Below are 17,983 nucleotides of genomic sequence, written 5' to 3' on the forward strand. Positions count from 1 at the left end.
TGGGATGATCAAATCGGCTGGATACCAAGGCGGCCAGACCTGCCTTCGTCTTTGCCGGCGGCGCTGGCCGCGTCGCGCACAAGCTGCTCGAGCACGGCGAGATAATCGAGGAAACGGCGGCGGCCGCTCTTGGTCAGGCGACAGGTGGTGTGCGGGCGATTGCCTTCATAGCCCTTGATGACATCGACGAGGCCGGCCTCCTGCAGCACCTGCAGATGCCGGCTGAGATTGCCGTCGGTCAGGCCGCACAGCTGCTTGAGATCGGCGAAGGCGAGCCCCTTCGGATGCGCCATCAGCGAGGTCAACAGGCCGAGCCGTGCCTTCTCGTGGATGACGCGGTCGAGGCCATCATAGGCGAATGGCGCGGTGGTCAGGTCAATCTTCGACATCATTGCCTCCGGAAGCGAAATACAACAGTGCTGCGAGCAGCAACTGGCCGATCGCGAATGGCAGGCCCATGGTCCAGGGCGACAGTGCGTGGCTCTGGCTTGCGATCAGCAGCACCGTGAAGCCCGACAGGAAATACCAGGCGCCGCCGAGCGCGATCGTGCGTGGCAGCAGGCGGACCGAGGCGAACACGCCGAGGCTGACCAGCACCTGCCACAGGCCGGGCAGCATCCACAGCGTCTCGGGCGCGAATTTCCATTGCAGGATCGCGAGCAGCACGCCGGCGATAACAGCGGGAACGAATTGCTCGATCGCCTGCTGGATCATCGCATCCGCCAGGCCCGAATGATGCCGCCGCGAGCGCGCCTGCATCTCGAGCCAGATCAAGACCGCAGAGAGCAACGCGGCTGTGGCCCAGCCCGCGAGGAACAAGATCGGATGATGAGTCGGATCATCGAGCCAGAGATATTGCGCAAGCGCCGTGACCAGCGCGATGCCGCTGGTGGCGGCGACCGTCGCCGGACCGTAGCCGCGGAACGCGGTTCCGGCCGCAATCTGGCTGCGGATCGCGAGAATATCGGCCAACGCCTTGTCGAGGTCGCGCATATTTTGCCCGCACTTTGTAATGCAAAGTATACGGGATTGCCAAGTAAACGCAAGCGGCATCGCGCGGCGTGCCGAGCGCGATGTTTAACGGCCGGTTACTGCGCGGATTGCGGCGAAACCGTGCCGCGTCACACCTTCACCAGACTCGCAAAGCCGCCATAGATCATACGCTTGACGTCGAACGGCGCCGTCTTCGGATCCATCGACGACGCCAGGCGGGGATCGGCCATCACCTTGGCGTTGATCCTGTCGCGCTGGGCGCGCGACTTGTAGGTGATCCAGGCGAACACGACGGTTTCGCCGGCCTTCAGTTTCACACTCTGCGGAAACGAGGTCAGCTTGCCCGGCTTGACGTCGTCGGCAACCCATTCGCGATAATCCAGCGCACCGTGTTCGCGCCAGACCTTGCCGGCCTTCCTGGAGAGCCGCGCATAGGCCTTGAGTTTCTTCTTCGGCACAGCGACGACGAAACCATCGACGTAGGGCATGGGCGTTTCCTGCTGTTTGGTTCCGTCGTCATTGCGAGGAGCAAAGCGACGAAGCAATCCATCTCGACGCTTGCGGCGCGATGGATTGCTTCGCTTCGCTCGCAATGACGATCAGGAGTGACAGCAGGATGCCTGAACCGGCGCCGGTTGGTACTGGTCACGTAGCCGCACCCAATCCATCGGATAGGGCAACCCTTCCTCATGGCGGCCGAGTGGCGTCAGGTCGAGATAGTGATAGGCCGCATTCATCATGTCGAGGCCGCGCGCGAAGGTCGAGTAAGTGTGGAACACGCTCCCGTTCTCGTCGCGGAAGAACACGCTGATGCCAGGCAGTTCAGGGCCATAGAGCGGGGTCGTTCCATAATTGTATTTCGCGTCGCCCGAATCGATCTGCCCTTGCGTGAACGACACACCGTAATCGTAATTGAAGTCATTGACGCCCGACGACACCCAGTCGAAGGTCCAGCCCATCCGCTGCTTGAAGGCCTCCAGCTTGGCCAACGGCGCAAGCGAGATCGCCACCATCGTGGTGTCGCGCGCGGCCAGATGCGGCACCATGCGCTCGAAACCGTCGACCCAGAACGAGCAGCTCTTGCAGGCTGCGTCCCACTCGGGCGCGAACATCACGTGCTGCACCACGAGCTGCGGCCTGCCCTTGAAGAGATCGCCGAGCGTCACCTTGCCATCCGGTCCGTCGAACACATAGTCCTTGTCGACCTTCACCCACGGCAGTTCGCGGCGCTGCCGGCTCAGCGCTTCGCGGGCCTGGGTGAGCTCCTTCTCGCCGGCCATCAATGCCTTGCGGGCTGCGATCCATTCTTCGCGCGAGACGATCTTGTGCTGTTGCATGAGATGCTCCTTTGCGGTTCAGGCGTCGACGTACTGTGCCAGATTGCCGAGGAATTCGGTCCAGCCGCGCTGGTGGTTGTCGCGCGCGGTCTCGTCGACGAACTGCGCGTGATGGAAGGTGAGCAACGTGCCGCCGGCGTCGGGCTTGATCGACACGGTCACCTCGGACTCGCGTTCCGGCGTCGAATGCCAGGCCCAGCTGAACACCAGTCTCTCGTTCGGCACCACCTCGCGATAGACGCCGCCGACCTCGTGATATTCGCCGTTGGCACCGGTGAACTTGATCCGGTAGCGGCCGCCGACACGGACATCGAGCTCGGCCTGCGTCGTGCCAGGCTTGACCTGGCCCGGGCCGAACCACTCCACTAGGTTTTCCGGCTCGGTCCATGCGGCGTAGACTTTTTCCGGCCGGGCGCGGAGGCGCCGCGTGAGGGTGAGGCTTGGGCGCGCGGCAAGGCCGGCGTCGGCTGCAACTGTGTTTGCCGATTTAATTGCCATGGGTCTTCCTCCACAAAAGCGGCAAGGCGGTCGAGATTGTCAGACCAGAATTGCGCATAGCGATTGAGCCAGTTCATCGCCTGCTCCATCGGCCTCGCGGTGAGCCGGCACGCCACCGTGCGGCCGGTCTTTTCGCGCGCGACCAGGCCGGCATCCGTGAGTACGTCGAGATGCTTCATGATCGCCGGCAACGACATCGCGAATGGCTGCGCCAGCTCGCTCACCGACAGGCTTTCCTGCTCGCCGAGCCGCGCCAGAAGCGCGCGGCGGGTGGGGTCGGAAAGCGCCGCAAAAGTGCGGTCCAGCGTTTCGTCCTGATACTTAACCATGTGGTTTAGTATAGACGCAAACGGCGCGGCGTCAAGCGCCCGGCTTCACGATCACGTCAATGCCGAGGCGGCACGACGCCGGATGGTTGGGACGATCGCAGGCGGAGAGCAGAAGCGCCCTCCCAAGCCGGCGGCTACTGCCGGTGGTGCCGATGCCGGTGACGGTGCGGCCGAGGCTGCTCCGGCTCGAGCTGCTCGCGAAACAGGAATCGCGGATTTTCTCCGCAAGCAAGGAAGCGTCCGGACACGCTTGCAAGGCACTGATCGTAGGTCCGATAGGCGCATTCACCGGGATAGCCGAGGCTCGGGCCCTGTGCGCACCACGGGTAATCATAGGGATCGGCGGACGCGCGATCGATGCCGGCCACGGCGGCCAGCGTCATCGTTCCCAACACCAGCACTGCCAATCGCGATGTCCGCATGATCCCACCCGTTCCGGTTCTGAAGAGCCGCAGTCAATCAAGCGCGGCATAACCGGTATGGTACCTGAAGGCCACTTTATTCCGCATCAGGACCGGTCAACTTTTGCGGCCGGGGTGCAGGACGAGTCCGCGCTGGCGGCCGGACTCGTCCTGCCCGTTCAGTGTGAGATTACTCGACCTTGAGGCCGGCGAACTCGACCACCTTCTTCCACTTGTCGGTCTCGGCCTTGATGTCGTTGCCGAAGGCGTCCGGCGTCTGGATCAGCGAGTCGCCGCCGAGCTCGACCAGGCGTTTCCTCATATCGGGCTCGGCGAGCACGGCGTTGATCTCGGTGTTGAGCTTGGCGATCAGCTCCTTCGGCGTGTTCTTCGGCGCGCCCATGCCGAACAGCGCGCTTGCTTCATAGCCCTTCACAGTCTCGGCGATCGCCGGCACGTCCGGCAATTGCGAGGAGCGCTCCGTCGTGGTCACGCCGAGCGCGCGCAGCGAACCGGCGCGGATGTGCTGGATGATCGAAGGCATGTTGTCGAAGATCACCTGCACCTGGCCACCGAGCATGTCGGTGATCGCAGGCGCAGCGCCGCGATACGGCACGTGCTGCATCTTGCAGCCGGTCATCGACATGAACATCTCGCCGGAGAGGTGCACAGAGGTGCCGTTGCCCGAAGAGGCCATGTTCACCTTGCCGGGATTGGCCTTCACATACTCGATGAACTCGGCGACGTTCTTCGCCGGCACGTCCTTGTTGACGGTCATCACGTTCGGCACGCGGTTGAAGGAAGCCACCGGTGCGACATCGTGCACGAAATTGAACTTCAGATTGGCGTAGAGCGAGGCGTTGATGTAGTTCGCCGGATTGACCAGCAGCACGGTGTAGCCATCCGGCTCGGCGTTGATCGCAGCTTCGGTGCCGATATTGTTGCCGGCGCCCGGCTTGTTCTCGATCACGAACTGCTGGCCGAGCTTCTCCGACAGCCGCTGCCCGATCAGGCGCGCGATGATGTCGGTGGCGCCGCCCGGCGGATAGCCAACAATCCAGCGCACCGGTCGCGCCGGATAGTCGGCAGCCGAAGCGCGGCCGATCGCGAATGTCGAAATCCCCGACCCGATCAGGCCCAGCGCGGCGCGGCGTGAAATCATGAAGTCTCTCCCAATCCCGCAGGGTTTGACCCCTGCCCGTTTCTGTTGCGTTGCGTGCGGCGCGGTTTTAACAAACAATGTCTGAAGCGGCCAGTGCGACACGTGCGACACCGACCGCGACGAAAGGCTAAGCCTCGGCTCTGCATCAGGCCGAAGCGTTGAATTCTTGTCTAAGACTCTGGACCGAAGAGGATCGATCATGTCCGTCAAGGTGAATGGGCTCGACCATCTCGTGATCAACGTCACCGATGTGGTGCGCTCGGTTGCCTGGTACAGCAGGATCCTCGGCATGGAGGTGAAGGTGTTCGACCCCGGCAAGGGCAAGACACCGCGCACCTCGCTGGTGTTCGGCAACCAGAAGATCAATGTGCGGCCGCGCGACGCCGACAAGGTGGACTGGTTCACCGCCGATCATGAAGCGGTCGGCAGCGACGATCTCTGCTTCCTCACCTCGAGCACGCCCGAGGCGGTGGTTGCGCATCTGAAGGCCCATGGCGTCAAGATCGAGGAAGGCCCCGTCGCCAAGCAGGGCGCGCGCGGCACGCTGCGCTCGGTCTATTGCCGCGACCCCGACGGCAGCCTGATCGAGATCTCGTCGTATGAGAGGGATCCAGGCTAGCCATCGTTCGTCACTGCGAGCCAACTGTTCGCGCGAATGCGCGCCCGACGACAGGCAGCGCGAATAGATCCGTCCGTTCCGTGCGGCGGAACGGAATTGCTTCGTCGGGTCAGCGCAAGATGACTTTGCAAATCCCGATTTGCTCTCGGCGCACGCCGATGGCAGAACTGCTCCCAACCAAGATCAATGGCGGCCGGCAAGGCTGCGCGGGAGGACATATGACCAATTCACAGCCAGTGCCGGGCATCGTCGGACCGTTTGCGGGGCTGGACGTGCCATGGCTGCTCAGGATGCGCGCCGAGGTGCGCTGCGATCATCCGTTCCTGATCTGGGCGCCGTTCGATGCGCCGGCGCGGCGCTGGAGCTACGGCGAATTCCATGAGCGCGTCGGCGCGCTCGCGGTGGGCCTCGCCAAGCGCGGCATCAAGCAGGGCGACTATGTCCTGATCCATCTCGATAACTGCGTCGAGGCGATCATGTCGTGGTTCGCCTGTGTCGAGCTCGGCGCCATTGCCGTCACCACCAACACCCGCTCGGCTGCGGCCGAGATCGAATATTTTGCCGGCCATTGCGGCGCGGTCGCCGCGATCACCCAGCCGGCCTGTGCCGAACTGATATCAGCCAACTGCAAGGGGCTGCGCTGGATCGCGGTGACCTCGCATGACGCGGGGCAGACGCCGGCACAGCCGCCCGCGCGCGGCGACAGTTTTGACGCGCTGTTCGCCGACAGCGCCGACCGGCCGAAGCGCCCGATCGATCCGCTCGCACCGTGCAGTGTGCAATATACCTCGGGCACCACGTCGCGGCCGAAGGCGGTGCTATGGACGCATGCCAACGCGCTGTGGGGCGCCAAGATCAACGCCGCGCATCAGGACCTGCACGCGACCGACGTGCACCAGACCTATCTGCCGCTGTTCCACACCAACGCGCTGGCCTATTCGATGCTGGCGAGCCTGTGGGTCGGCGCGACCTGCGTGATCCAGCCGCGCTTCTCGGCGAGCCGCTTCTGGCCGGTGGCGCTGGAGCACGGCTCGACCTGGACCTCGACAATCCCGTTCTGCATGAAGGCGCTGCTGGAGCACGAGGTTCCGAAGAACCACAAGTTCCGCCTCTGGGGCACGGCCGTGAACGAGCCGCCGGCATTCGCCGTGTTCGGCATCAAGATCATCGGCTGGTGGGGCATGACCGAGACCATCACCCACGGCATCATCGGCGAGGTCGACCAGCCGAACCCGCCGATGTCGATCGGCCGCGCTGCGCCGGAGTATGAAATCCGCATCACCAACGATGATGGTACGCCGACCGGCGTCGGTGAGACCGGCAATCTCCTGATCAAGGGTATCCCCGGCCTGTCGCTGTTCGCCGAATATCTGCATAACGAGAAGGCCACGCGCGAGAGCTTTGACGAGCACGGCTATTTCATCACCGGCGACCGCGTCACGATGCTGGAGCGCGGCTATGTCAGGTTCGGCGATCGCTCCAAGGACATGCTCAAGGTCGGCGGCGAGAATGTCGCCGCCTCCGAGATCGAGCAGGTGATCGCGGTGGTGCCGGGCGTGCGCGAGGCCGCCGTGGTGGCGAAGAAGCATCCGATGCTGGACGAGGTGCCGGTCGTCTTCATCATCCCGCAAACCGGCGTCGCGGCGCTGCCCGCCGACCTGCACGACAAGGTCATGACCGCCTGCCGCTCCGCGCTCGCCGACTTCAAGGTACCGCGGGAAATCCGCTTCGTCGACGAGATGCCGCGCTCGACGCTGGAGAAGGTTGCGAAGGCGGAGCTGCGGAAGATTCTGGAGTAGGAACGACGCTTTGCCTCGCCGTCATTGCGAGCGAAGCGAAGCAATCCACCCCTAAGCATACGCTGAAGTATGGATTGCTTCGTCGCTTCGCTCGTCGCAATGACGCGAAGTGCTCAATTCACCTCAAACCGGATCGGCAGCTTCTTCGGGCCACTGACAAAATAGGCCTGCGTCATCTTCACCTCGCCGTCGAGCGACAGTGATTTCAGGTGCGGCAGCAGCTCCTCGAACAGAATGCGCATCTCGAGCTTGGCCAGATACTGGCCGAGGCAGAGATGCGCGCCATAGCCGAACGCGACGTGGCGATTGGGCTTGCGGTCGCTGCGGAAGCGATCGGGATCCTCGAACACCTCCTCGTCGCGATTGCCGGAGGCGTAGCACAGCATCAGCCAGTCGCCTTTCGCGATCTTGCGGCCGCCGAGTTCGGTATCCGCGGTGGCCGAGCGCATGAAGTGCTTGACCGGCGTCATCCAGCGGATCGCCTCGTCGACCAGGCCTGGGATCAATGCCGGGTTGGCCTTCACCTTGGCAAATTCCGCGGGGTCCCTGGCCAGCGCCCAGATCGCGCCCGCGGTCGAGGATGAGGTGGTGTCGTGGCCCGCGGTCGCGACGATCATGTAGTAGCTGGTCTGATCGTGCTCGGGCATGTAGTCACCGCCGATCTTCGCATTCGCGATCACGGTGGCGAGATCGTCGCGCGGGCTCTGGCGGCGATTTTCGGTGATCTTGCGGAAGTAGGCGGAGAAGTCGGCGACGATCGCCTGCAACATCGCCGAGACCTGTTCCGCGCTCAGCGCCTCGCGGACGCGCGCGGTGTCGGGATCCTGCGGGCCGAACAGCTCCTGCGTTAACTTGAGCATCCGCGGCTCGTCCGCCTCGGGCACGCCGAGGATCTCCATGATGACGTGCAGGGGATAGCCGAGCGCGACGTCCTCGACGAAATCGCAGGCGCCGCCGCGGTCGAGCATGCGCTGCACCGTGGCACGCGCGATCTCGCGGACGCGGCCCTCGAACTTGCCGAGATTGGCCGGCATGAACCAGCCCTGCGTCAGCGCGCGGTACTTCGGATGGTCGGGCGCATCCATCTGCACCAGCGAGCGCACCAGATTGGGCCCGCCGGTGATCTTGCGCACCCGCTCCTCGAGCGCCTGCGTCGTCAGCGTGGTCGGGCGGTCGGCATTGTGGAACAGGTCGTTCTGCCGGCTGATTGCCTGGATATGGGCGTGCTTGGTCACCACCCAGAACGGGTCGAAGCGGTCGGGCCGCGCGATGCCGAGCGGGTTGTTGGCGCGCAGCCAGCGATAGCTGTCGTGGATGCGGTCGTCGGCATAGGCGACGGGATCGACGAGGGTTTCCGCGATGTTGGCGGGGATATCGAGATCCCCGGTCGTTGTCGTGTCCATGATCGTCCTCACCTGCCGAAGCACCGGTCGCGCCGATGATCGCCGAAATCTAGGCGGAGGTAAGGAGGACGACTTGCGTTGATTGGCTAAACGCCGCGCCACACACGCTATTGCGCGGCGTGGCGGAGCAATGATGGCGGGCTCAGTAATGCCCGAACGCGACCGGGCGGAACGCCTGCAGCAATTGCTGGTCGAGCTTGCCGCCCATCTCCTCCATCATGGAGAACGCCTTGGCGTGGGTGAATTGCAGCCGGTAGGCGCGCTTCTCGACCAAAGCGGCATAGACATCGACGATCGTGGTGACGCGGACGATGTCGCTGATCTGGTTGCCGCTCAGCCCGTTCGGATAGCCGGTGCCGTCGAGGAATTCGTGATGATGCAGGATCACGTCGAGCATTTCCGGCGGGAAGCCGCCCTGCGCCGACAGCGCCTCGTAGCCGCGGCGCGGATGTTCGCGCATCTCGGCCATTTCCTCGACCGTGAAAGCGCCGGGCTTGTCGAGCAGCGCGACCGGAACGAACGCCTTGCCGACATCATGCAGCAGTGCGGCACGGGCGAGCCGGCGCTGGTCGTCGTCGCGCATGCCGAGATGCTGCGCGAACGCCACCGCAAAGCCGGTCACGAACAGGCAGTGGCGATAGGTCTCCTGGTGATGGCAGCCGACCGTGGTCAGCCATTCACGCAGCGAGTTGTGCTTGATCGCCTTGAGGATCTTGTTTTCGGCGGCAACGATGTCCTCGAACCTGAGCGGCTCGCCGGCGCGCATCCGCTCGAACATCTTGACCATGACGCCGTGCGCAGCTTCGACGCCGCGATTGAGCGCCTTGCCGCGGTCGGTTTCGTCATAGCCGCTGTTGTCGGGAAACGCGGCGCGGATGCGCTGCAGGATGCCCCGCGCATCGAACGGCCGCGAGATCGTGTCGGTGGCGCCGAGCGCCCAGGCCTGCATCGAGGCGTGATGCAACGCATCCGCCAGCACGAACAGCCGCGGCATCTCGCGATAGGCGTCGGTCTGCAGCTTGGCGCGGACCATTTGCACGGCTTCGGGCGAGCGCAAATTGATGTCGACCACGATGCCGGAGAGATCGCGGGCCGGCTGCTCGGGAATATCCGAGGTCGGAACGGTATCGACCTCGCCCACCGAGCGCAGGATGCTGGCGAGTTCGTTGCTCTGATCGCTTCGATCTGACGCCAGCAGCAGGCGGCGCTTCGAAGTCTGGTTATTGGCCAAGGCAGTCATGACATCCCCGTCGCGGTAACGACCGACAGCAGACGCTACCTGACGATGCGTTCCCTCCGGCTTAATGGGGATGCTGAATGGCGGTTAAGCGCAATGGATACAATTTGAGGAACCGCGGAATCCGCCAGCAGAATCAGGCCCGCCGCAAATGCAGGCGGGCGGCTGCAGCGCCGGCGAATCATGAATTTTTGCAGCATCAAGGCGTCGACGCCGCCACCATCCGGCGGACGCCTGGAGCAAAGAAAAACGCCGGAGAGCGGTCAAGCTCTCCGGCGTCCTCATTGGTTCAGGCCGTTACGCCTTCATCGCGGCCTTGACGGCCTCCGCGGTGATCGGCAGGCCGCGGACGCGGGCGCCGACCGCGTTGAAGACGGCATTGCCGATCGCCGGCGCCACCACCGTCACGGCGGGCTCGCCGACGCCGGTCGCCTTCTCGCCATTGGCGATGACATTGACCGCGACTTCCGGCAGCTGGCTCATCCGAAGCGGCGTGTAGGTGTCGAAATTGGTCTGCTCGATGCCGCCGTCCTTCAACGTCGCCTTCTCGAACAGCGCCAGTGACATGCCCCACAGCGCCGCGCCCTCGACCTGGGCCCGGATGCCGTCAGGATTCACTTGCGTACCAACGTCGGTCGCAACCGTCAGCTTCTTCACCGTCACCTCGCCCGACGGGGCGACGGCGACGTGGGCGACGCAGGCGGTCCAGCTCGCCGTGGCGCGCTCCTGCGACGACACGCAGGCAACGCCCATGCCTTCGCCCTTGGGCAGCTTCTTGGTGCCGTAGCCGGCGAGACCCATCGCCGCGAGCAAGGTGTTACGGAGACGCTGCGCGCCGCCGTCGTTCTTGCCCTTGCCGTCGAGCAGCTCGACGCGAAGCAGGGCCGGATCCTTGCCGGTCGCATGCGCGATCTCATCGACCATGCTTTCGACCGCCCAGAACGTCCAGCCCCGGCGCCACCGAACGGAGCTGACCCGACGGGGTGGCGTTGTGCGCCATCTCGTTCTTGATCGCCCGCACATAGTGGTTGGGGACAGTGTAGAAGAAGTCCGAACCGTTCACCGTGAAAGCATCGAGCGGTCCCTTCTTGTCGACCGAGGGCGACAGGAAGTCGGGGATGCCCCAACGCTGGGTCGGCCAGGCAGAGACGACATCGTGGCTCAACGCGACGAGCTTGCCGTCGCCGTCCACGCCAGCCTTTACTTTTTGGTAGGTCAGCGGACGCGAGAAATCCATCGTCATGTCGTTCTCGCGCGTGTAGATGACCTTGACCGGCTTGCCGACGGCCTTGGCCGCCTGCACCGCGGGCACCATCATGTCGGCGTCGAGACGCCGGCCGAAGCCGCCGCCCAACCACATCTGATGCATCACCACGAACTTCGGATCGATCCCGGCGGCGCCGGCGGCGATCGCACCGGAGCGCGTCGCGAACTGGTTGCCGGAATAGATGTGCAGGATGTCGCCCTTGAACTCCGCGGTGGCGTTCATCGGCTCCATCGGCGCGTGGATGTTGATGTTGGTGGTGTATTCCGCCTCCAACACCTTGGCCGCCGTGCCGAAGGCTGCGTTCGGATCGCCGTCCTTGACGAAGAACTCACCGGAATCGCTGAGCCCCTGCAGCCGCTTGGCCTCGGCGAACAGCGATTCGCTCGACAGTTTGGCGTTCGGACCGCCGTCATAGCTCACCTTCAGCGCCTCGGCCGCTTTCTTGGCCTGCGCATAGGTGTTGGCGACCGCGACGACCCAGCCGGTCGTGGTCGTGGTCTTGTCGTCCAGGGTGACGGCCTTGATGAAGCCCGGCACCTTCTTCGCCGCGCTATCGTCCACTGACTTCACGGTGGCGCCGTAGCGGACCGGCGGGGTGACCAGCGCGCCGTAGACCATGCCCGGCAGCATCACGTCGATGCCGTACTTGGCCGTGCCGTTGACCTTCAACGGAATGTCGAGCTGCGGCACCGAGACGCCGATCATGGTGTACTGGTCGGCAGACTTCAGCTTGATCGCCTTCAGATCATCCGCCGTGAAGGTCTTGGTCGCCTTGCCGCTCTTCACCACTTCGGCAAACGACATCGACTTCTTCGACTTCGGATGGCTGATCGTCGACGCACGCACCACCAGCTCGCTGGCCGGCACGCCCATCGAGGCCGCCGCCGCCTCGGTCAATGCGATGCGGCCGGCAGCGCCGGCGCGGCTCATGGCGTCGAAGTTCATCATCGTCGACCAGCTGCCGCCGGTGATCTGCGCGCCCAGCACGGGATCGTTGAACTTCGGATCGTTGGAGGCGAGCTGGACCCGCATGTCCTTCCAGTTCGCGCCGAGCTCTTCGGCCACGATCTGCGCCATCGTCGAGGCGACGTGCTGGCCCATGTCGGCCTTGCCGCAGGTCACGGTGACGAGACCATCGGGCGCGATCGAGTACCAGACGCTCGGCTCGAAGTTGGCGGGCGCGGTAGCCGCGAGCGCCTCATCGATGCCGGATGCGGCGTAGCCGAGCACGAGGCCGGTTGCAGCGGTGCCGACCAGGAAGGAACGGCGGCTGAGATCGGTCGTCCCAGGAGCGAGGTTTTTCACGTGCTTGTTCATGTGGCCCTCCGCTCGGATCCGGTGGCCGATGCGGTGCGCATGTCGGACGCAGCGCGCATGATCGCCTTCTGGATTCGTGAATAGGTCATGCAACGGCAGAGATTGCCGTCCATATGCGCGACGACTTCTTCCTTCGTCGGGTTGGTGTTCTTCGACAGCAGCGCTGCCGCCTGCATGATCTGGCCGGACTGGCAGTAGCCGCATTGCGGCACCTGCTCGGCGACCCAGGCCTTCTGCAAGGGATGTTCGCCCTTGGCGGAGAGGCCTTCGATGGTGGTGATCTTCTTGCCGACGGCGTCGGCGAGCGAGGTCTGGCAGGACCGCACCGCTTCGCCGTTGACGTGAACCGTGCAGGCGCCACAGAGACCGGCGCCGCAACCGAATTTGGTGCCCGTCATCTGCAATTGCTCGCGGATGACCCAAAGCAGCGGCGTGTCATTGGCCGCCTCGACGGACATATTCCGTCCGTTGATATTGAGATTTGGCATCTCTCTCCCCTTCCGGTGTCGGAAGCCGCTTACGGCGGCAACTCACTGTTGGGTCATGGCTGGCGCCCACCGGGTAAGCGACAGTTGCCGAAACAATGATCCGGTTCCCGGCTGGAGGCAATCCAATTTGGAATTGCTCGAAAAGAATAAATTTCGGAAACTGCCTGTTGTGCGATGCGGCAACGGCATGAAGCTTTTGAAATGCCAGTATTGATGCCGTATCGATCACTCCTACCAAGGTCGGTAGCGCTGCCGGACCTGACACCGACAACAGAAGGAGCCTGTCAATGGCCAAGCTCAACCGCAGCGGCGTCGATATCTATTACGAGATTCACGGCAGCGGCCCGCCCCTGATCCTCACCCACGGCTATTCGTCGACCTCGGCGATGTGGCAGGGCCAGATCGAGGCGCTGTCGAAGCGGCACAGGCTGATCCTGTGGGACATGCGCGGGCACGGCCAGTCCGACTATCCTGACAATCCGGATGCTTATAGTGAAGCGGCGACGGTCGGCGACATCGCCGCTCTGCTCGATGTTGCCGGCGCCGACAAGGCGATCGTCGGCGGCCTGTCGCTCGGCGGCTACATGTCGCTCGCCTTTCATCGCGCCCATCCGGAGCGGGTGCGCGCGCTCTTGATCATCGACACCGGCCCGGGATTCAAGAAGGACGACGCCCGCGAGGTCTGGAACACGCGCGCCCGCGACACCGGCGACCGCTTCGATCGTGAGGGGCTCGAGGTGCTGAAGTCCTTGAGCGCCGAGCGCGCGTCGGTCACGCATCGCAACGCCAGGGGCCTCGCGCTCGCCGCGCGCGGCATGCTGGCGCAACGCGATGCGCGGGTGATCGAGTCATTGCCCGGGATCAAGGTCCCGTCGCTGGTCGTGGTCGGGGCTGACGACACGCCGTTCCTGGCGGCGTCCGACTACATGGCGGCGAAGATCCCGGGTGCGCAGAAAGCGGTGATTCCGAACGCCGGCCATGCCGTCAACATCGACCAGCCGCAGGCCTTCATCGCCGCCGTGCTGCCGTTCCTCGATAGCCTTGAAGCCGGCGCGCCGGGAAAGGCCGCCTCATGAAGACGATTGTCGTCGCCTTGCTGCTGACGGCGGCCGCGACGGGAGCGAACGCCCAGAAGCTACGGCCGTTCGCCGACCCGGCCACGCCGACCTTCACCGCGACGCTGTCGAACAACACACCGCTGGTGTTCGGCATGGACGTCGCGGACGCGCAGCGCGCGCTCGGCACCCCCTTCACCCATGTCAGCGGGCGGCCCGGCAACGAGGTCTTCCTGACCTTCCGCGACCTCGGCGGCAGCGGGCTGTTCCCGCACCATGACCGTCTCTTCCTGCAATTCCGCAAGGGCCGGCTCGCCGGCTGGAAGGGCGACTGGGGCGAGAACTGGATGTGGCGCTAAACCTCATCATCGAAAGCTTCATGCAACCCCCAACATGACAAGGATGGACCATGGGACAAGACATCAAACTCAAGGCTTCGGACGGATTTGAACTCGGTGCCTATCGCGCCGATCCCGCCGGCGCGCCGAAGGGCGCGATCGTGGTGATCCAGGAGATCTTTGGCGTCAACCACCACATCCGCTCGGTTTGCGACCGGCTGGCGAAGGAAGGCTATGTCGCGGTTGCGCCGTCGATCTTCGACCGCATCACACCGAACTTCCAGAGCGGCTACTCCCCCGATGAGGTGGCCGAGGCGCGAAAGTTCGTCGCCAATCCGGACTTTGCCGCGATGCTGCGCGACAGCCAGGCGGCGATCGACGCGGTGAAGTCGGTCGGGCCGGTCGGCATCATCGGCTTCTGCCTTGGCGGCAGCATCGCCTATGCGGCCGCCACCAAGTTGACCGGGCTCTCGGCTGCCATCGGCTATTACGGCGGCGCCATCATCCGCTTCGCCGACGACAAGCCGGCCGTGCCGACGCAGCTACATTTCGGCGAGAAGGATGCCGGCATTCCCTTGAGCGATGTCGAGACCATCAAGTCGAAGCGGCCCGAGGTCGAGGTGTTCATCTATCCGGGCGCGCAGCACGGCTTCCATTGCGACGAGCGCGCCAGCTACGACAAGGCGAGCGCCGACATCGCCTGGCCGCGCAGCATGGAATTTTTCGCGAAGTATTTGCGGCGATAGCTCTTTCCATCTCGTCATTCCGGGATGCGCCGCAAGGCGCAGGCCCGGAATCCATTTCGCCGCAAGACGCGCGGAGTGATGGATTCCGGGTTCGCGCTTCGCGCGCCCCGGAATGACTAATGGAGAGACGTTGCTTTAAAACCAGCGCTCGCCGACGAACACCGTATCGCCCGGGCTCATCGGCGTGCCCAGCGGCACCACGAAGCGGCCGGAGCCGGACGCATCCGTATGGGTGAGGGTGACCTGGTCGCGCTTGGCGCGCGGCGAGAAGCCGCCGGCTATCGCGACCGCGCTTTCGACGGTCATGTTCGGCACGTAGGGATACTGGCCGGGAGCCTGGACCTCGCCGAGGATGAAGAACGGCCGGTAGGACTCGATCTCGACCGCCACCGAAGGATCGCGGATGAAGCCGTTGCGCAGCCGTGCCGAGATTTCGCCGGCGAGCCCGGCCGGCGTGCGGCCACGTGCCGGCACCGAGCCGATCAGCGGCATGGTGATCGAGCCGGCGGCGTCGATCGCGTAGGAGTTGGTCAGGCCTTCCTGGCCGTAGACCACGACGCGGAGCTTGTCGCCCGGGCCGAGATGATAGGAGTTGTCGTAACCGGCGGGCCCACCCGGTGCGGCGGCATAAACCACCGGGGCGGCACCCGGCGCGGTATAGCCATAAGCGGGAGAAGAGCTGGCGAAGGCGGAACGCAGTGCGCTGATCGCACCTCCGCCGCCTCCGTCAGCAACCGGGGCGGATGCGTAAGCCGGTCCATAGGTGACGGCATCGACACCTTGGGGGCCCACGGCGACTGGACCGGACGTGCTCATGCAGCCAGACAGCGCGAGCGCAGCCACAACGGCAGTGATCGGCAATCGTAACGCGCGTGCAACCGGCACCGGACCTATCCCTCAACGGCGAGACAAGCCCAGTCTTGCACCACTTATGGTTAATAAAGGGTTTTCGAGGACCGAATGGGGAGACGAAAGCCCGCCTCCCCTTCGATTTAGCGCATGACAGAGCGATCAGGCGGTGACGCCAACGCCGATCGGGCAGGACACGCCGGTGCCACCAAGCCCGCAATAGCCCGCCGGATTCTTGGCGAGGTATTGCTGATGGTAGTCCTCGGCGAAGTAGAACTCGCCGGCCGGTGCCACTTCCGTCGTGATCGCGCCGAGGCCCTTGGCGGCGAGCGCCTTCTGATACATCGCCTGCGACGCATCGGCGGCTTTGTGCTGCGCGTCGCTGAACGTGTAGATCGCGGAACGATACTGCGTGCCGATGTCGTTGCCCTGGCGCATGCCCTGCGTCGGGTTGTGGTTCTCCCAGAACGTCTTCAGCAGCTTCTCGTAGGAGATCTTCTTCGGGTCGAACACGACCAGCACGACTTCGGTGTGGCCGGTGCGTCCCGAGCACACCTCTTCATAGGTCGGGTTCGGCGTGTGGCCGCCGGCATAGCCGACCGCGGTGGTGTAGATGCCGTCGCCGAGTTCCCAGAACTTCCGTTCCGCGCCCCAGAAGCAGCCGAGGCCGAACACGGCCTGCTCGAGGCCTTGCGGATAGGGCGGCGTCAATTTGCTGCCATTGACGAAATGCGTGGTCGCGGTCGGGATCGGCGTCGCGCGGCCTGGCAGCGCCTCGGCGGCGCTTGGCAACGCGGTGGTCTTGCGCATGAACAACATGGATACCTCCGGGCGGGACATCGGCCGACGCGGCAACGGCCTGCGGGCCGGCTGTCACCTATATATGTCCTTACGCGGATGATGGCAGCCCCGTTACTGACGGCTGCGGCCAAGAGAAGCTCAAGCGGGCTGCAGCCAGCTCAGTCGCGTGCGTAGCCGATCAGCGGCTTGCGCGGCCGGAACAGGATCATCAGCAGGATGCCGGCAATGCCAAGCACCGCGAACACCGGCTGCTCCAGAAGCACGCGGATCACGCCGTTCCAGAGCCAGGGCGCGAAGCGATCCACCCAGGCATGGAACGCCTGCTGGCTCGACTGATGGATATCGTTCCAGAACTGGCCGAATTGGGTGAACCGCAGGCTCTGGTCGGCGACGTAGCGGGCCCCGTCATAGACCATGAAGATGAAACTGCCGGCCAGCAGCAAAAGGCCGATCAGGCGGAAAAAGCCGCGGATCATGCGTCACCCTAACTCCCTGTCGCGCCCCACGCGTCGACAGGCCTTACCGGGCGCCCCCCGGAAATTCAACCTCTTCAGCGGCTTATCCGGACCTCGCGAGGCCGATTTCAGGCCCTTTTTCGGTCCCGAAAGCGTTGACGGTTAAGTCTGCGCCATCTATAAGACCGGCCGATGGCGGCGGGCGCAATCCTGCCGCCGCTGTTCTTTGGACAGTGCCGCATGCGGGGGCAGCATTATGCGCCTTGGCATGGCCGCCTCAAGGACACCCAAGAAAACACCTTGGACAAATACATCAGAGTTGAGATTTGAACCGGCCGGTGCGCGCAAGCCCGACCACCGAGCGATCACCGCCGAAGGACAGTTAGAGAACCATGGCCAACACCACCTCCGCCAAGAAGGCGACCCGCAAGATTGCCCGCCGCACCATCGTCAACAAGTCGCGCCGCACGCAGATGCGTGGCGCGGTGCGCACCGTCGAGGAAGCAATCAAGAGCGGCGACCGCGAGGCGGCACTGAAGGCGATGAGCAAGGCCGAGCCCGAACTGATGAAGGCAGCGCAGCGCAACATCATTCACAAGAACCTCGCGAGCCGTAAGGTGTCGCGCCTCACGCAGAGCATCGCCAAGCTCGCCAAGTAAGCTCAGCGAGTACAGCTCGCCGCGTGAGCTGACCGAAGAACACATTTGTCACGAAGCCCGGCTCGCGCCGGGCTTTTTGTTTTGGTCTCGCATTTTGTCGTGGAAGTTTCGTAGCGCGAGAAGAGTCGGCGTTGCCGCGCAACGAACTGCGTGCCATGTTTCGTCGCGTCCGTAGTTCTACCGGCTCATTATGCTTAACGCGCCGCACTCGCCCACAGATTGTTCTGCAC

General features: G+C 64.2%; 19 protein-coding genes and 2 pseudogenes. 6 read left to right on the forward strand and 15 right to left on the reverse strand.

What is annotated here, in order from left to right:
• Window positions 1-8: 8 nt before the first annotated feature.
• From ACVIGB_RS30420 to ACVIGB_RS30455, 8 genes and pseudogenes are all read right to left on the reverse strand, one after another.
• A complete protein-coding gene (locus ACVIGB_RS30420; RefSeq protein ID WP_456719882.1) occupies window positions 9-389 on the reverse strand; it encodes a transcriptional regulator in 381 nt (126 codons plus the stop codon).
• Entirely contained in the window at window positions 376-993 is a 618-nt protein-coding gene (locus ACVIGB_RS30425) for a hypothetical protein (RefSeq protein WP_456719881.1), read from the reverse strand. The genes ACVIGB_RS30420 and ACVIGB_RS30425 overlap by 14 nt, the downstream gene beginning before the upstream one ends.
• A gap of 128 nt (window positions 994-1,121) precedes the next feature.
• The gene (locus ACVIGB_RS30430; protein WP_456719880.1) at window positions 1,122-1,481 is read right to left on the reverse strand and encodes a DUF1428 domain-containing protein; all 360 of its coding nucleotides are present in this window, start codon (window positions 1,479-1,481) and stop codon (window positions 1,122-1,124) included.
• A gap of 111 nt (window positions 1,482-1,592) precedes the next feature.
• Window positions 1,593-2,330: a DUF899 domain-containing protein gene (locus tag ACVIGB_RS30435; protein ID WP_456719879.1), complete on the reverse strand. Its 738-nt coding sequence runs from the start codon at window positions 2,328-2,330 to the stop codon at window positions 1,593-1,595.
• An 18-nt stretch (window positions 2,331-2,348) separates the two neighbouring features.
• Window positions 2,349-2,828 carry an SRPBCC family protein gene (locus ACVIGB_RS30440; protein WP_456719878.1) on the reverse strand — a complete coding sequence of 160 codons (480 nt, stop codon included), beginning with the start codon at window positions 2,826-2,828 and terminating at the stop codon, window positions 2,349-2,351.
• A gap of 137 nt (window positions 2,829-2,965) precedes the next feature.
• Window positions 2,966-3,157, reverse strand: a pseudogene (locus ACVIGB_RS30445) (ArsR/SmtB family transcription factor); the annotation flags it as partial.
• A gap of 134 nt (window positions 3,158-3,291) precedes the next feature.
• Window positions 3,292-3,579, reverse strand: coding sequence for a DUF3551 domain-containing protein (locus ACVIGB_RS30450; protein WP_456719877.1), 288 nt, complete (start codon window positions 3,577-3,579; stop codon window positions 3,292-3,294).
• Window positions 3,580-3,748: 169 nt separating this feature from the next.
• Window positions 3,749-4,720, reverse strand: coding sequence for a Bug family tripartite tricarboxylate transporter substrate binding protein (locus ACVIGB_RS30455; protein WP_456719876.1), 972 nt, complete (start codon window positions 4,718-4,720; stop codon window positions 3,749-3,751).
• Window positions 4,721-4,919: 199 nt separating this feature from the next.
• Between ACVIGB_RS30455 and ACVIGB_RS30460 the strand changes: the two genes are divergently transcribed.
• A complete protein-coding gene (locus ACVIGB_RS30460; RefSeq protein WP_456719875.1) occupies window positions 4,920-5,339 on the forward strand; it encodes a VOC family protein in 420 nt (139 codons plus the stop codon).
• Between the two features lie 218 nt (window positions 5,340-5,557).
• Window positions 5,558-7,138 carry an AMP-binding protein gene (locus tag ACVIGB_RS30465; protein WP_456719874.1) on the forward strand — a complete coding sequence of 527 codons (1,581 nt, stop codon included), beginning with the start codon at window positions 5,558-5,560 and terminating at the stop codon, window positions 7,136-7,138.
• Window positions 7,139-7,251: 113 nt separating this feature from the next.
• On the opposite strand, the gene ACVIGB_RS30470 is transcribed toward ACVIGB_RS30465, so the two are convergent.
• From ACVIGB_RS30470 to ACVIGB_RS30485, 4 genes and pseudogenes are all read right to left on the reverse strand, one after another.
• Entirely contained in the window at window positions 7,252-8,541 is a 1,290-nt protein-coding gene (locus ACVIGB_RS30470; RefSeq protein WP_456719873.1) for a cytochrome P450, read from the reverse strand.
• Between the two features lie 142 nt (window positions 8,542-8,683).
• Entirely contained in the window at window positions 8,684-9,781 is a 1,098-nt protein-coding gene (locus ACVIGB_RS30475; protein ID WP_456719872.1) for an HD-GYP domain-containing protein, read from the reverse strand.
• A gap of 294 nt (window positions 9,782-10,075) precedes the next feature.
• Window positions 10,076-12,362: pseudogene (locus ACVIGB_RS30480) on the reverse strand (molybdopterin cofactor-binding domain-containing protein).
• Window positions 12,359-12,850 (reverse strand): (2Fe-2S)-binding protein, encoded by a 492-nt coding sequence (locus tag ACVIGB_RS30485; RefSeq protein ID WP_176534725.1) that lies wholly within the window; start codon window positions 12,848-12,850, stop codon window positions 12,359-12,361. Before ACVIGB_RS30485 ends, ACVIGB_RS30480 begins: the two are co-directional and overlap by 4 nt.
• Before the next feature lie 287 nt (window positions 12,851-13,137).
• Between ACVIGB_RS30485 and ACVIGB_RS30490 the strand changes: the two genes are divergently transcribed.
• The 3 genes from ACVIGB_RS30490 to ACVIGB_RS30500 are packed head-to-tail and all read left to right on the forward strand — an operon-like array spanning window position 13,138 to window position 14,989.
• Window positions 13,138-13,926: an alpha/beta fold hydrolase gene (locus tag ACVIGB_RS30490; RefSeq protein WP_456719870.1), complete on the forward strand. Its 789-nt coding sequence runs from the start codon at window positions 13,138-13,140 to the stop codon at window positions 13,924-13,926.
• Window positions 13,923-14,264, forward strand: coding sequence for a hypothetical protein (locus ACVIGB_RS30495; protein ID WP_456719869.1), 342 nt, complete (start codon window positions 13,923-13,925; stop codon window positions 14,262-14,264). Before ACVIGB_RS30490 ends, ACVIGB_RS30495 begins: the two co-directional genes overlap by 4 nt.
• A gap of 50 nt (window positions 14,265-14,314) precedes the next feature.
• Window positions 14,315-14,989 carry a dienelactone hydrolase family protein gene (locus ACVIGB_RS30500; protein ID WP_456719868.1) on the forward strand — a complete coding sequence of 225 codons (675 nt, stop codon included), beginning with the start codon at window positions 14,315-14,317 and terminating at the stop codon, window positions 14,987-14,989.
• Window positions 14,990-15,124: 135 nt separating this feature from the next.
• On the opposite strand, the gene ACVIGB_RS30505 is transcribed toward ACVIGB_RS30500, so the two are convergent.
• From ACVIGB_RS30505 to ACVIGB_RS30515, 3 genes are all read right to left on the reverse strand, one after another.
• Complete coding sequence (locus tag ACVIGB_RS30505; RefSeq protein ID WP_456719867.1) at window positions 15,125-15,874, reverse strand: polysaccharide biosynthesis/export family protein; 750 nt, start codon at window positions 15,872-15,874, stop codon at window positions 15,125-15,127.
• A gap of 126 nt (window positions 15,875-16,000) precedes the next feature.
• Entirely contained in the window at window positions 16,001-16,657 is a 657-nt protein-coding gene (msrA, locus tag ACVIGB_RS30510; protein ID WP_092120552.1) for a peptide-methionine (S)-S-oxide reductase MsrA, read from the reverse strand.
• A gap of 140 nt (window positions 16,658-16,797) precedes the next feature.
• A complete protein-coding gene (locus tag ACVIGB_RS30515) occupies window positions 16,798-17,115 on the reverse strand; it encodes a hypothetical protein (RefSeq protein ID WP_092120555.1) in 318 nt (105 codons plus the stop codon).
• A 371-nt stretch (window positions 17,116-17,486) separates the two neighbouring features.
• Between ACVIGB_RS30515 and rpsT the strand changes: the two genes are divergently transcribed.
• Entirely contained in the window at window positions 17,487-17,753 is a 267-nt protein-coding gene (gene rpsT / locus ACVIGB_RS30520) for a 30S ribosomal protein S20 (protein ID WP_029079417.1), read from the forward strand.
• Window positions 17,754-17,983: the final 230 nt, after the last annotated feature.

The sequence above is a fragment of the Bradyrhizobium sp. USDA 4341 genome (genome assembly GCF_054063755.1).

Coding starts and splice junctions, on each gene's coding strand:
- ACVIGB_RS30420 (WP_456719882.1), bottom strand. CDS start 389: ATGTCGAAGATTGACCTGACCACCGCGCCATTCGCCTATGATGGCCTC.
- ACVIGB_RS30425 (WP_456719881.1), bottom strand. CDS start 993: ATGCGCGACCTCGACAAGGCGTTGGCCGATATTCTCGCGATCCGCAGC.
- ACVIGB_RS30430 (WP_456719880.1), bottom strand. CDS start 1,481: ATGCCCTACGTCGATGGTTTCGTCGTCGCTGTGCCGAAGAAGAAACTC.
- ACVIGB_RS30435 (WP_456719879.1), bottom strand. CDS start 2,330: ATGCAACAGCACAAGATCGTCTCGCGCGAAGAATGGATCGCAGCCCGC.
- ACVIGB_RS30440 (WP_456719878.1), bottom strand. CDS start 2,828: ATGGCAATTAAATCGGCAAACACAGTTGCAGCCGACGCCGGCCTTGCC.
- ACVIGB_RS30450 (WP_456719877.1), bottom strand. CDS start 3,579: ATGCGGACATCGCGATTGGCAGTGCTGGTGTTGGGAACGATGACGCTG.
- ACVIGB_RS30455 (WP_456719876.1), bottom strand. CDS start 4,720: ATGATTTCACGCCGCGCCGCGCTGGGCCTGATCGGGTCGGGGATTTCG.
- ACVIGB_RS30460 (WP_456719875.1), top strand. CDS start 4,920: ATGTCCGTCAAGGTGAATGGGCTCGACCATCTCGTGATCAACGTCACC.
- ACVIGB_RS30465 (WP_456719874.1), top strand. CDS start 5,558: ATGACCAATTCACAGCCAGTGCCGGGCATCGTCGGACCGTTTGCGGGG.
- ACVIGB_RS30470 (WP_456719873.1), bottom strand. CDS start 8,541: ATGGACACGACAACGACCGGGGATCTCGATATCCCCGCCAACATCGCG.
- ACVIGB_RS30475 (WP_456719872.1), bottom strand. CDS start 9,781: ATGACTGCCTTGGCCAATAACCAGACTTCGAAGCGCCGCCTGCTGCTG.
- ACVIGB_RS30485 (WP_176534725.1), bottom strand. CDS start 12,850: ATGCCAAATCTCAATATCAACGGACGGAATATGTCCGTCGAGGCGGCC.
- ACVIGB_RS30490 (WP_456719870.1), top strand. CDS start 13,138: ATGGCCAAGCTCAACCGCAGCGGCGTCGATATCTATTACGAGATTCAC.
- ACVIGB_RS30495 (WP_456719869.1), top strand. CDS start 13,923: ATGAAGACGATTGTCGTCGCCTTGCTGCTGACGGCGGCCGCGACGGGA.
- ACVIGB_RS30500 (WP_456719868.1), top strand. CDS start 14,315: ATGGGACAAGACATCAAACTCAAGGCTTCGGACGGATTTGAACTCGGT.
- msrA (WP_092120552.1), bottom strand. CDS start 16,657: ATGTTGTTCATGCGCAAGACCACCGCGTTGCCAAGCGCCGCCGAGGCG.
- ACVIGB_RS30515 (WP_092120555.1), bottom strand. CDS start 17,115: ATGATCCGCGGCTTTTTCCGCCTGATCGGCCTTTTGCTGCTGGCCGGC.
- rpsT (WP_029079417.1), top strand. CDS start 17,487: ATGGCCAACACCACCTCCGCCAAGAAGGCGACCCGCAAGATTGCCCGC.